Annotated in this window: 9 protein-coding genes; 2 read left to right on the forward strand and 7 right to left on the reverse strand. The window is 47.4% G+C overall.

The features are described 5' to 3' along the window. The 6 genes from AB5935_RS04170 to AB5935_RS04195 all read right to left on the reverse strand — a co-directional run. Positions 1–1,099: AAA family ATPase (locus AB5935_RS04170; protein ID WP_368327333.1), on the reverse strand; the 1,099-nt coding region annotated here is incomplete at its 3' end. Between the two features lie 159 nt (positions 1,100–1,258). Continuing rightward, positions 1,259–4,600: a carboxypeptidase regulatory-like domain-containing protein gene (locus tag AB5935_RS04175; protein ID WP_195298059.1), complete on the reverse strand. Its 3,342-nt coding sequence runs from the start codon at positions 4,598–4,600 to the stop codon at positions 1,259–1,261. Between the two features lie 351 nt (positions 4,601–4,951). Then, positions 4,952–6,640 (reverse strand): energy-dependent translational throttle protein EttA, encoded by a 1,689-nt coding sequence (gene ettA / locus AB5935_RS04180; RefSeq protein ID WP_007838223.1) that lies wholly within the window; start codon positions 6,638–6,640, stop codon positions 4,952–4,954. Between the two features lie 80 nt (positions 6,641–6,720). Further along, complete coding sequence (locus AB5935_RS04185) at positions 6,721–7,887, reverse strand: MFS transporter (protein ID WP_007844970.1); 1,167 nt, start codon at positions 7,885–7,887, stop codon at positions 6,721–6,723. A 16-nt stretch (positions 7,888–7,903) separates the two neighbouring features. Continuing rightward, entirely contained in the window at positions 7,904–8,725 is an 822-nt protein-coding gene (gene panB, locus AB5935_RS04190) for a 3-methyl-2-oxobutanoate hydroxymethyltransferase (RefSeq protein ID WP_007838213.1), read from the reverse strand. A gap of 52 nt (positions 8,726–8,777) precedes the next feature. Next, the gene (locus tag AB5935_RS04195) at positions 8,778–9,428 is read right to left on the reverse strand and encodes an HAD family hydrolase (protein ID WP_007838210.1); all 651 of its coding nucleotides are present in this window, start codon (positions 9,426–9,428) and stop codon (positions 8,778–8,780) included. 89 nt (positions 9,429–9,517) lie between these two features. On the opposite strand from AB5935_RS04195, the gene AB5935_RS04200 reads away from it, so the two are divergent. Together AB5935_RS04200 and AB5935_RS04205 are read left to right on the forward strand one after the other, a co-directional pair. Next, complete coding sequence (locus AB5935_RS04200; protein ID WP_007838208.1) at positions 9,518–10,870, forward strand: MATE family efflux transporter; 1,353 nt, start codon at positions 9,518–9,520, stop codon at positions 10,868–10,870. Continuing rightward, positions 10,867–12,315, forward strand: a complete 1,449-nt coding sequence (locus tag AB5935_RS04205; RefSeq protein ID WP_007838207.1) for a potassium/proton antiporter — start codon at positions 10,867–10,869, stop codon at positions 12,313–12,315. The genes AB5935_RS04200 and AB5935_RS04205 overlap by 4 nt, the downstream gene beginning before the upstream one ends. Before the next feature lie 76 nt (positions 12,316–12,391). Here the strand turns inward: AB5935_RS04205 and AB5935_RS04210 are convergent, their stop codons facing one another. After that, positions 12,392–13,645, reverse strand: coding sequence for an Nramp family divalent metal transporter (locus AB5935_RS04210; protein WP_368327334.1), 1,254 nt, complete (start codon positions 13,643–13,645; stop codon positions 12,392–12,394). Between the last annotated feature and the right edge of the window lie 50 nt (positions 13,646–13,695).

The following is a 13,695-nucleotide window of genomic DNA, read 5'->3' on the forward strand; positions in this document are numbered from 1 at the left end:
CTTCCTCTACCTCCCGGTTAGGAAAGCCTAGATAATAGATACCGAAACGCTCATCATACCCCTTGATCGTAAGATACCCGCTCTGATAAATCACCGGAATAGGATTCGTGGACTCGGAATCAATACTATTCAGCACCTGGATATCCGTTTCCTCGTGCGCCATCCGTTCCAAGTCATAATGATGTTTTTGCAGCAACCTCACCAGATAAGTCGGCGTACCGGTCTCAAACCAGTAGTTTCCGAACTCCTTCCGTTTGAAGGCATTAAGCAGGCTGAAAGGATTGTAAATACCGATGGAATTATGTGTAAAATGATAACCGTCATAACACTCTTTCAGTTCGGCACAGATTTCATCGTATGTCCTCCCCCGTTTTTCAGCAAATTCATGAAGTTCCGGCTCCAGCCAGGTTTGAATTTCCTTGTCACTGACCCCACAGATATCAATAAACTCATTCCACATGGAAATATCGTCCAAGTTGTTCAAATCGCTGAACACACTGACCTTGCCAAACTTGGTAACCCCCGTCAGCAAAGCGAACTTGATGCAACCGTCCATTGTCTTCAACACTCCATAGAAGGGTTTCAGTATGCTCCGATATACTCTCTGAAGCTCCTCATTGCCGATGGCTTGCAGCATGGGCTTGTCATATTCGTCTACCAGAATGGCAACCCTCTGCCCCGTCTGCTCGTAAGCACGTTTTATCACGCCTTTGAAACGGAGGGCGAGGGATGTCTCGGAAGGAGCGGAACCGTAGACAGCTTCCCAGTTGGTCAGAAAATCATTCAGCATATCGCTCAAATCCTCCGCTGTCTCATATTTTGAGATATTCAGATCGATATGCAGGACGGGACGTACTGTCCAGTCTTTCTCCAGTCCGGCTATGGCCAGTCCTTCAAACAATTCTCTCTTGCCTTGGAAATAGGCTTCCAGAGTAGAAACCAGCAGACTTTTCCCGAAACGGCGCGGACGACTGAGGAAGTAATAACTGCCGGTCTTTACCATTTTGTAGATCAAGGCCGTCTTGTCAATATAGAAATAGCCTTCCTTGCGGAGTTTCTCGAAATTCTGGATACCGATGGGATATATCTTATCACTCATAAACTATTGTTCTTTATAGGATAACACACAAAGGTACTTAATTTATTCTTAATTCCAAGTTTTTTCAAAACAAGGAAGAATACGCATACAAAAGAGGCGCACCTTCATGGGTACGCCTCTCTATCCTGTTCCTGTATTGTCTGATACAGGCTATTTCACTTAGTTAAAGATATAACGGACACTGAACTGTATGGAATACGTAGAATTGAAACTGTTCAGATTGGAATACGTATCAGTCAGTTTCTTTCCTCCGTTCTTCTGGAACTGGTAAGCACCACTCTTATAACTCAACAAGGAAGTATTGTTCACCGTCTTATAAATTCCCCAGTCGCTGTTCAGCAAGTTCAGGAAGTTCTTGATATCCACTCCGAACTGCAAGGTATTGCGCTTGCCCCCTACATTGAGGAAGAAATCCTGATTGAACTTCAAATCCAGCTGATGATGCCAGGGCATGATGGCTCCTCCGCGTTCGGCATACTTGCCTTTACGGCCTTTCAGGTAACTGTCCTCATTAATGTAAGCCCAGAAATCATCGCGCTGCTCCTTGGCGGAATAAGTCACCTCACCCGTCTTGCTGTCAGTATAATCGGCGAAGTTCCACTTATCCAGCGCCTCACGGGATGCCGGAATGTACAGCAAGTTGTTTGAGCCGTAATCGCCTACAATGTTCCCGGTGAATGTATAGGAATAACGGGCGGCGGAATATCCCCCGGCATAGCCCATGTTCATACCCTCATAAATCAAAGACAAGGAGGAAGCGAAATTCTTGGCGTATTTAATACGGTAAGCCGCGGAAGCCAGCACACGGTTGGGCGATACATACGTACCATAGCCGGTCTCCGTGTCATTGTTTCCGTTGACAGAGTAACGGTTGTTGTAATAAGCCGAGTTCACCTGGTCGCCGATGCCGTCGCCATACGACTTGGCATAAGAACGGGTGTAGGAAGCGGAAAGATGCAGGCCGAAATCAAATGTCTTGGCCAGTGAAGCGGTGAGTGAGTAATAATAAGCGCTGTTTCCCGCATTGGTGATATAATAAGCGTCCGTCTTGTTCGAATTGGAGTACTCAAACATTCTGCGGACATCACCCGGAGCTATCTCCTGCTCTCCTTTAAACTTACGTCCCAGGTTGGTCACAGTAGCCGGATTGAACTCTTTGCTGAAAATACCTTCCAACGTAAAGTCAATATCTCCGGGAAGTTTTGCATCCAAAGCCAGTGAAGACTTCCAGGTGGCGTTCATCTTCAGGTCGCGGTCAATGATGGTGGCTCCGGAAGGTGCGGCGGGATCAGTAGCTGCCGGAAGGTTCAGGTTAGGATCTTTCAACATATCGGCCACGCTGGTGTGGAAGCCCGGCTGTCCGTACTTGGCATCCTTCTGCTCGTTATAATAATAAGTGCTTTGTCCGCAATTGGCATTACCTACTGCCGAAACCAGCCATACGAACGGCAGACGGCCGATGAAGTAACCGCTACCGCCGCGCAATACATACTTACGCTCGCCTGTAAGGTCCCAGTTGAAACCGATACGGGGGGAGGCGGTCAGCTGGTAGGATGAAGGCAGCTGGTCTGTGGCGTAATGATATCCGTCAAAGTCAATCTGTGCGAAATTTTTATTATAGTTGTTCTTCAGCTCCGGATAAATGGGCAGTTCGAAACGCACCCCGGCAGTCAGTCTGAAGTTGTCCGTGATATTCATCTGGTCCTGCAGATAGAAAGAAAGCTGCTGGTACTTCATGTTCGCCAGGAACTGGGAACCGTCCCCGGTGTTGGAATAAGTGATACCGAAGGCAGCCGGAGCTCTGTTGTTCACAAAATCATCCCAGGAGGAATAGACATAATAACCGCTTCCCGCCTGCATGAATCCGTTCACTGCCTTATTGGACTCAAACTGGATACCGCCCATAAAGTTATGGATACCGCTGGAGAAATTGAACTCATCGGTAATGACAAAAGTCTTCACCTGGCGCAAGTTCCCTTCTGTAAAGGGGTCCGGACCGAATGAGGTGTACAGCGAGCCTTGGTCAAGGATGTCCACCGTAGGGAATGTTCCCCCTTCGTATGTACGCGGTTCGTTCTGATAAGAATAAGTGAAACGCAGGGCGTTATTGATAGCCCCCCACTTTGAGTTCCATTCGGAAGCGATGGAGGTGAAGTTCTGTTCCTGCATATAGCGTGAGCTTTCAAAGTACAGACCGGTGTTTGATGTACGTCCCGAACTGCTCTTGCCCGCGCTGCCGTCTACTCCGCCCGGATAAATGATTGAATCTTTAAACGGGGTGGTGGAAGAGGAAGGGTTGGCAGAATACTTGGAATGGGTATGGGTGAAACGGAAATTAATCTTATTGTTGTTGTTGATGTTCCAGTCCAGACGGCCCATGATCTTGTAAGAAGGGGTTTCCAGAGAGTATCCCTGATAACGTCCCGGATTGTAGTTGTATTTTTCCGACAGGTATTGGCTGATGTTGTTCATCCCTACGAAGGTACGGTCGCCTACCGTTGTGGTGTTCTCGAACGGACGGTGCACAATGCCGTTTGTGCTCCATTCGTCATTGGCGCCGCTACGCGCTATGCCCGACGGGCCTGCCTGCACATTATCCTGATATTCGCCGTTCACGAAAAAGAACAACTTGTTTTTAATGATCGCACCTCCCAGAGAAGCTCCGTAGGTGGTGCTGTGGTCACGGTTGCGGGTCAGTTCATAGTCCTCTACCTTGTTTCCGGTGAGGTGGGTATTGGAAGTGTACATATAGGCTGTACCTTTGAACTCATTCGTACCACTCTTTGTCACGGCGTTGATGGCACCTCCTGTAAATCCGCTCTGACGGACATCAAAGGGGGTGGTGGAAACGGAAATCTGTTCCAAAGCATCCAGAGAGATAGGCGAACCGCCTGCCGGCAAGTTCGAGCCGATACCGAAGGCATTGTTGAAAGCGGCTCCGTCCACAGTGACATAAGACTGGCGGTAGTTACCTCCACCCACTGAGAAACCGCTACCGATATTGGCTCCCTGAGGGGTCAGACGCATGATATCGTTCATGCTGCGGCTCACTGTAGGCACTTCCGACATTCTGGCCGCATCAACATTGGTTACCGCTCCGGCGCGGTCTGATTTCATGTTGCTGCTTTTGGAAGCGGTAATCACCACTTCATCCAATAATTCGGTAGATTCCTTCAAGTTCGCATCCAATACGTAATTCTCTCCCAACTGGAGGTTGATGCTCTTGTAAACCACTGATTGATAACCTACATAAGAAACTTCTACTTTGTAAGGGCCGCCGGCACGCATGCCCTGGATGGAATAACGGCCGTCCACATTGGTAATGGCCCCATAATGGGTGCCGGACGGTTCGTGAATAGCCTGAATCGTTGCGCCGATAATGGCTTCATTGCTTTGATCAACCACCTTACCACTCATTGATGAAGTGGTGACCTGGGCGTTAACAGCAGCAGCGATTACCAACATAACCACCGCAAAAAAAGATCGCATTCTTTTTACCATAAACTTTTTAATTAATTAATATTATAATTAATGTCTTAAAATACGTTGCAAAGATAGCTAATAGAAACGATATACAAGCTACAAATCGGTTACAATTTACAGTGATTGGTCTGGTTTCTTCCGCTATCCGCGCCCCAGAGAGAGTACACAACCCAAGAGGGTTCAAAACTTAATTCTAGCCAAGAAAGAGGTTTTGATTTGAAACTTGAACCTCCTTAAAGGCAAAAAAAAGAGTCGTATCATTACTCAAAACGGAGCTTGATACGACTCTTTCAGGTCTTGTAATTACAATCTGTTACTTTTCGGAATGGTCATTTTAGTTTGGACCTTATCAGGACAGGGAGGCCCCCATCAGTCTTCCATCAGCTTGCGGTAGCGCACCCGTTTCGGCTCCTCATTGCCCAGACGCTTCATCTTGTTCTCTTCGTATTCCGAATAAGATCCTTCAAAGAAGAATACCTCGCTGTTTCCTTCGAAAGCCAGGATATGGGTACAGATACGGTCCAGGAACCAACGGTCGTGGCTGATCACCACCGCACAACCTGCAAAATCGTCCAGACCTTCCTCCAGCGCGCGCAGCGTGTTCACGTCAATATCATTGGTAGGCTCGTCCAGCAGCAGCACGTTGCCTTCTTCCTTCAGTGCCATAGCCAGATGCAGGCGGTTGCGCTCACCACCCGAAAGCATTCCGCAAAGTTTCTCCTGATCGGCTCCCGAGAAATTGAAACGGCTGAGGTAAGCACGCGCGTTGATATCCCTGTTGCCCAGACGGATCAGCTCGTTTCCACCGCTGATTACCTGATAAACGGATTTTTCCGGGTCAATATCCTTATGCTGCTGGTCTACGTATGCCAGTTTCACGGTCTCTCCTACCTCGAAAGTACCTTTATCTACGGTTTCCAGTCCCATAATCAAGCGGAACAAAGTAGTCTTACCGGCGCCGTTAGGACCGATTACGCCGACAATGCCGTTAGGGGGCAGCATGAAATTCAGGTTATCGAACAACAGCTTGTCACCGTAAGCTTTCGCCACTCCTTTGGCCTCAATCACCTTGTTGCCCAGACGGGGACCGTTCGGAATAAAGATTTCCAGTTTCTCTTCCTTTTCCTTCACATCCTCGTTCAGCAGCTTGTCATAGGAGTTCAGACGGGCCTTTCCTTTCGCCTGACGGGCTTTGGGAGCCATGCGCACCCAGTCCAGCTCGCGTTCCAAGGTCTTGCGGCGTTTGCTTGCCACTTTCTCTTCCATCTCCATACGTTTGGTCTTCTGTTCCAGCCAGCTGGAGTAATTTCCCTTCCAAGGAATTCCTTCGCCACGGTCCAGTTCCAGAATCCATCCGGCTACATGGTCCAGGAAGTAACGGTCGTGGGTTACGGCAATCACCGTACCTTCATATTGCTGCAAATGCTGTTCCAGCCAGTCGATACTTTCCGCGTCCAAGTGGTTGGTAGGCTCGTCCAGCAACAGGATATCCGGCTTCTGCAACAGCAGGCGGCACAAGGCCACACGGCGGCGCTCACCTCCCGAGAGGTTCTTCACCGGCTGGTCTTCGGGCGGACAGCGCAACGCATCCATGGCGCGTTCCAGTTTGCTGTCCAGATTCCATGCGTCCGTAGCGTCAATGATGTCCTGCAACTCAGCCTGACGGGCAAAGAGTGCATCCATCTTCTCAGGGTCCTCATAGTATTCGGGAAGCCCGAACTTGTTGTTTATTTCTTCGTATTCCGCCAAAGTGTCCACAATGCTCTGCACACCTTCCATCACTACCTCTTTCACTGTCTTTTCATTATCCAGATGCGGTTCCTGTGCCAGATAGCCTACAGAGTAGCCCGGCGAGAACACCACTTCTCCCTGATAACTTTTCTCCAGTCCGGCGATGATTTTCATCAGCGTTGACTTACCTGAACCGTTCAGACCGATGATACCGATCTTAGCACCGTAAAAAAAGGATAGGTAGATGTCTTTCAATACCTGTTTGTTCGCCTGGAAGGCTTTGCTTACGCCTACCATCGAAAAGATAATCTTTTTGTCGTCTGCCATATTCTTTATATTATTAATTTATTTAAGTTGCTATATTTTTACTCCGACAGCTGGATAAACCAACATTTGAAATCATCATCCTACTGTTTTTCCTCCATTTTTCTGTAATACCACGGATGTGTAAAGAACTCATACATCAGCAAAAGAGTGACACAGATACCGATACATATCCAATAAATAGTATCAGGATGACTTTCGGTCCACATATTCTCAAACAGAAAACCACTCAGCATACCTACTTCCCACATCAGCTGATAAGTATTGTTTCCCGTACCCCGTTCGCAATGCATCGGCAGACTAATCATCTTTATAAAAAACCGTGACACGGTAGTACCGATCCCCGTGCCCAGCAATACACCGGCTATATAACTGTTCATCAAGCTGTTGGAAAAAGCAAGCAACAACAGTCCGCCTATCATCGCGGCCTGCCCCAGCTCCACCTCCGAACGGCCAGAAGCATAGGAAAGCACATAACGCAAAAGCAACAGGGAGATGATAAAACCGATCAGGATGCAAATGTAAAACAACTCATTGTAAATGTGTGCTATCAAAATGCCGAAAACGGCGGAAAGCATCATCATATTCAGTGCCGGCCACAGAGTACGAGGCAACAGAAAACGGTCCAACGAGAACCATGAGGTGCGCAGCGGAGCACGGAAAGGGACATCCACCGCCAGAATCAGAAGCAAAGCCAGTGTGCCCAAAGCGACACAGGTATAAACAACATGGTGAAAATTCCAGTAAGGATAAATGTAAATTCCCAACGCAAGACCTGCCACCATTCCAAAACGCCCCACCCACGAAAAGGCGATATTCGCATCCGTGCGGCGGCGTGAGGCGGTGACGTCAATCACCAGCGTGCTACCCGTAGTCATGGTAATGACACTGAACAGCCCCCCCTGGACAGCCCGGACCAAGGCTATGAACCCTACAGTCGCAACGTATGGATACAGCAGGCTGGACGCCACGAACAGAAGCATCGCGACCAGACAAACACTTTTACGCTTGAACGTATCGATAAGATAGCTGTTGAACGCTCCCGGAAGAAACATGGCCAGTCCGAAAACAGCCACAGCCGCTCCTGCTTCCGCATAGCTGCAATACCAGTGCCGCACCATCCATAAAGGCAGTGCGGGAAGCATCATGTATAGCGAGGCATAAAGCAAAAAGTTCGAAAGGGATAGCAGAACCATATTCCCGGTCCATAGTTTTGCTTTCTCATACGGAAAGAAGAAGTCATCATACATATCAGCAGAAACTTTGTTAATATTGTTCGTCTTCGTTAGGAAAATCACCTTTTTTCACATCATCCACGTATTGCTGTATGGCTCCTGTCATAACAGTATGCAAATCGGCATAACGACGGAGGAAACGGGGACTGAAACCGTTGGTCATACCCAGCATGTCGGATACAACCAGCACCTGTCCGTCCACAGCGCCTCCGGCTCCGATGCCGATAACGGGGATAGTCAGTTCCTTGGCCACACGTTCCGCCAATGATGCGGGGATTTTTTCGAGCACCAACGCAAAACATCCCGCCTCTTCCAGCAGATGCGCGTCACTCAGCAGCTTTTCGGCCTCTTCCTCGTCCTTGGCACGTACAGTATAAGTTCCGTATTTATTGATAGACTGCGGCATCAGTCCCAAATGTCCCATGATGGGAATACCCGCAGCGATGATTTTCTTTACCGCATCAATGATTTCTACGCCACCTTCCAGCTTCAATGCATCGGCATGTGTGATCTTCATCACTTTGATCGCATTGGTCACCGCTTCGTACTCGGAAGTCTGGTAAGTACCGAAAGGCAAATCGACCACAACGAGCGCGCGTTTCACTCCACGAACCACGGATTTCCCGTGATAAATCATCTGGTCAAGGGTGATGGGAAGTGTGGTCACATTTCCCGCCATGACATTCGAAGCGGAGTCTCCTACCAGTATGACGTCGATGCCTGCGCCGTCTACAATCTGCGCTGTCGTGTAATCATACGAAGTAAGCATAGAAATCTTCTCGCCTCTCTGCTTCATTTCCACCAAACGGTGTGTCGTTACTTTGCGTGTATCGCCTGAAATATATCCTGCCATATTTACTTTAATTTATAAAAAACGGCTGCAAAGGTAGATGTTTTAGTTGACATTACCTCATTATATCCTTCATTTTTTCGAAACTAAATCCATTAAAGTCCTGAATAACAGCCTTCGCCTTATCGCGTATCTGCTCTTCAGGGTTGGTAGTAGCCAATCCTATCACGGTCATTCCTGCCCGATTTCCTGCCTCAAGCCCGTGAAATGAATCCTCGAAAACCACGCAGTTCTCGGGCACGGTATCAAAGACTGTGGCTCCTAATAAGAAACATTCGGGGTCTGGTTTGGAACGAGTGAACATTTCGGCTGTGAGGATACGGTCCACACTTTGTTTCAGTTCCGGATGTGCTTTATATGCGTTGTTCATCTTCATTTCATTTGAGCTTGTGACTATCGCTATCTTTACCCCGTTGGCTCTCAGCTCCTTCATAAAGCCCTCTACGCCCGGGATATAATTAAATAACATATTTTCTTCAAATTTGTTCAAATCTTCTGTAATTTCACGCTGAACGTCTTCCATTCCAGCGAAATATTTGTTATAAATTTGTGTCAATGTCTGCCCTTTTATCATCCGGCCGAACTCGGGTATCTCAGGATGGTATTTCCGTCCTTGTTCATTCCAGAATATACTATACTGAGGTTCCGTATCTACCACCACCCCGTCAAAATCGAATAAAGCTGCAATGCTTTTTGTTGAATTCATATTACTTTTAGTTTGATTTAACGCCGCAAAGGTCTGAATAATCCTCCATATTCCTAACTTTGCAAAGCTTAAAAATAATAAAAACGCGAATGAAAGAAAACAACCCGCACATACTGGGTACAGAAAAGGTAGGAAAGCTGCTTTTAGAGTACTCTATCCCTGCTATCATCGGAATGACACTGACGTCACTGTATAATATTATTGATAGCGTATTTATCGGGCACGGTGTCGGCGCCATGGCCATATCGGGCTTGGCTATTTCTTTTCCGCTGATGAACCTGCTGGTGGCATTCTGTACACTGGTCGGGGTGGGTGGCGCTACCATTTCTTCTATCCGCCTGGGGCAGAAGGATACGGACGGCGCCGAGAAGGTGCTGGGAAACGTAACGGTGCTCTGTGTGATAAATTCTATTTTCTACGGAGGCATCACCTTGCTGTTTCTAGACCAGATTCTGTTCTTCTTCGGGGCAAGCCATGACACGTTGCCATACGCCCGCGACTTTATGCAGATTATATTAATAGGAAGTCCTGTCACCTATGTAATGATCGGGCTGAACAATATCATGCGTGCCACCGGTTATCCCCGAAAAGCGATGCTGTCCTCCATGCTGACAGTGGGGTGCAACATCATTTTGGCTCCTGTCTTTATATTCTGGCTCGGCTGGGGAATCCGCGGAGCAGCCACGGCAACCATCCTTTCACAGTTTGCCGGCATGATATGGGTGCTGAGCCATTTCATGCAGGAAAAAAGTTATATCCGTTTCAAGAAAGGGATATTCAAATTAAGGAAACGGATCGTAGAGAATATTTTCAGTATCGGCATGTCGCCGTTCCTGATGAATGTCTGCGCTTCGGCCATTGTCATTATATTCAACAAGAGCCTGCTGCTCTACGGGGGCGATCTGGCTATCGGAGCATACGGCATATTAAACCGTCTGCTGATGTTGTTTGTAATGGTTATCATGGGACTGACTATGGGGATGCAACCGATTGTGGGCTATAATCATGGGGCACACAAATTCGGCCGGGTGAAGCAGACGTTGAAATATTGCATGATTGCAGGGGGGTGCATCACTTCGCTGGGATTTGTTTTCAGCGAACTTTTCCCTAATTTGGTTGTTAATATGTTTACAGACGATAAAGAACTTACAGCATTGGCACGCACTGGGTTGCAAATCGGAGTCCTGATGTTTCCTTTCGTGGGAATACAAATTGTGATTTCCAGTTTCTTCCAATCTATCGGGAAAGCGAAAATTTCTATCTTCCTCTCCTTGTCCCGCCAACTGTTGTATTTATTGCCCTGCCTGCTGTTGCTGCCTCATTGGTGGGGACTGAACGGCATTTGGCTCAGTATGCCTGTATCTGATCTTTTAGCATTTATCACAGCCTGCCTGATGCTGGCACATCATATTAAAAAATTAAACAAGATCACAGAAGTATGATATTTAATGCAGAAAACATTCTCTTGATAGGTTCTATCCTATTGTTCGTAAGTATTGTAGTGAGCAAGACCGGCTACCGGTTCGGAATCCCTACGTTACTTGTTTTTTTATTGGTCGGCATGCTGTTCGGAAGCGACGGCCTGGGACTCCAATTCCATGATGCGGGCGAGGCACAGTTCATCGGCATGATGGCCCTTAGCATCATTCTGTTCTCAGGGGGTATGGATACCAAATATTCGGATATCAAGCCTGTATTGCCACAAGGCATACTGCTTTCCACCTTCGGGGTGTTGCTTACTACTATTTTCACCGGATTCTTTATTTATTGGATTTCCGGGTTCTCGAATGTCAGCATTACCATGTCCCTGATGACGGCCATGTTGCTGGCGGCTACCATGTCCTCTACGGACTCTGCTTCCGTGTTCAATATCCTGCGCTCGCAAAGCATGAACCTGAAACATAACCTCCGCCCGATGCTGGAACTGGAAAGCGGAAGTAATGACCCTATGGCGTATATGCTCACCATCGTCCTGATACAATTCATCACATCGGCAGGCATGGGGGCAGACGATATTCTGATTTCATTCCTGATTCAGTTTGCTGTGGGTGGCGCCTCAGGATTCCTGCTGGGAAAACTGGCGGTAGTAATCATCAACAAGATTGACTTGAAGAACCAGTCGCTCTATCCTATCTTGCTGCTGAGCTTTATTTTCTTCACATTCACCATGACCGACCTGTGTAAAGGAAACGGCTATCTGGCTGTCTATATAGCAGGAATGATGGTGGGTAACGCACGCATTGTAAACCGTAAGGAGATCGCTACTTTTATGAACGGCATGACCTGGCTCTTCCAAATTATCATGTTCCTGAGCCTGGGATTGCTGGTGAATCCCCATGAAATGTTGTCCATCGCCATACCGGCAACCTTGATCGGCATTTTCATGATTGTACTCGCCCGCCCGCTCAGTGTCCTGCTCTGTCTTCTTCCCTTTAAAAAGATGAACATCAGCTCACGGCTGTTTATTTCCTGGGTGGGATTACGCGGAGCAGTACCTATCATATTCGCCACTTATCCGGTAGTGGCTGATGTGCCGGGATCTACCCAGATTTTCAATATCGTATTTTTCATTACCATATTGTCTTTAGTGGTTCAGGGAACGACCATTTCATGGATGGCCAAATTACTCCATCTGGATACACCACTGGAAAAAACAGGAAATGATTTCGGAGTAGAGATACCGGAGGAAATCAATACAGACCTCCGCGATATCGTACTGACGGAGGAAATGCTGGCAAAGGGAGACAGGCTGATGGATATGAATCTGCCTAAAGGTATGCTGGTGATGCTGGTAAAAAGGGGGAACGAATTCATGATCCCCAATGGCTCTCTGCAACTGCATGCCGGTGACAAACTGCTGATTATCTCGGAAAGCAAAACGAAATAAAAAATTTGCCCATGTGCCCACGTGCTGCGCTATGGTCCCGCATGGCAATTGGCACATGGGCAAATTCGCACATTATTCAACTGAGCAACAGCATGATATTCAATGCGGAGACAATCACCGCAATGGTATAAAGCACGAATGAACTCCACCGGGAGTTGGCATATTTGCCCATCACCCGTTTGGAAGAGGTCAGTCCTACTTGCAGGAACACCGTGAAAGGCAGCTGGATACTCAGAATCATCTGAGAGATGATAAGTCCGTAAAAGGGATTCTCAATAAAGAAAATAAGAACCAATGCTATCCCCAAAGAAATCAAAATACCTACCTTGGAGTGAATATCCTTGATATGATAAGATTCACCGAAAATACCCGCAAAGATAGAACCTGCCGCCATGCCACTGGTTATGGTGGAGGAAATCCCCGCCATCAGCAATGCCAGGGCAAAAATGATTCCGGCATGGCTGCCCAGCAATGGGTCAAGCAACGACTTCGCCTGCTGCAACTCTTCCACCGGAGTCCGGGTACGGAAGAAAGTAGCGGCTGCCAGTAAGATCATGGCACTATTGATAGCCCATCCCACAATCATGGAGAACAAAGTATCATAGAACTCATATTTCAATACTTTACGAATGGAACTCTCGTCCTGCTTGTTGTACTCGTGGCTCTGTATCACCTCTGAATGCAAGAAAAGATTATGCGGCATAACCACTGCCCCAAGCACACTCATGATAATCAGCATACTGCCTTGGGGTATGTCGGGAACCACCCAGGAACGGACCGCCACAGGCCAGTCAATATCTACCAAAAACAACTCATACAGAAACGAAAGGCCGATTACGGATACAAAAGCAATGATGGCTCTTTCTATCTTTTTATATGAATTGGAAAAAAGCATAATGACGACAAACATCGTAGTAAGAACAGATCCCCAGGCTATGGGAATTCCTAAAAGCATCTGCAAGGCAATGGCTCCTCCCAATATCTCCGCCAGCGAAGTGGATATGGAGGCCAGTACCGCGCTGCCCAAAATGGGACGGGATATCCACTTGGGACAATACTGCGTGGCTGCTTCACTCAGGCACAATCCCGTCACAATGCCCAGGTGGGCCACATTGTGCTGCAACACAATCAACATAATGGTAGACAGGGTCACCACCCACAACAACGCGTAACCAAATTCGGAACCGGCTGCAAAATTCGAGGCCCAGTTTCCCGGATCAATAAAACCTACAGTAACCAGTAATCCGGGACCAATATATTTAAAAACATCCAGTCCACCCAGATAGCGTTTATGATCTTTGCGTTTTAAGTCTTGAAAAATATTCTTCATTTTTGCATAATAGTTTTAACCTTACAAATATACTTATAAATAACGAGTGA

Source organism: Phocaeicola sp. RTP21198st1_B8_RTP21198_201120, assembly GCF_040929485.1.
Classification (GTDB): Bacteria; Bacteroidota; Bacteroidia; order Bacteroidales; family Bacteroidaceae; genus Phocaeicola; species Phocaeicola dorei.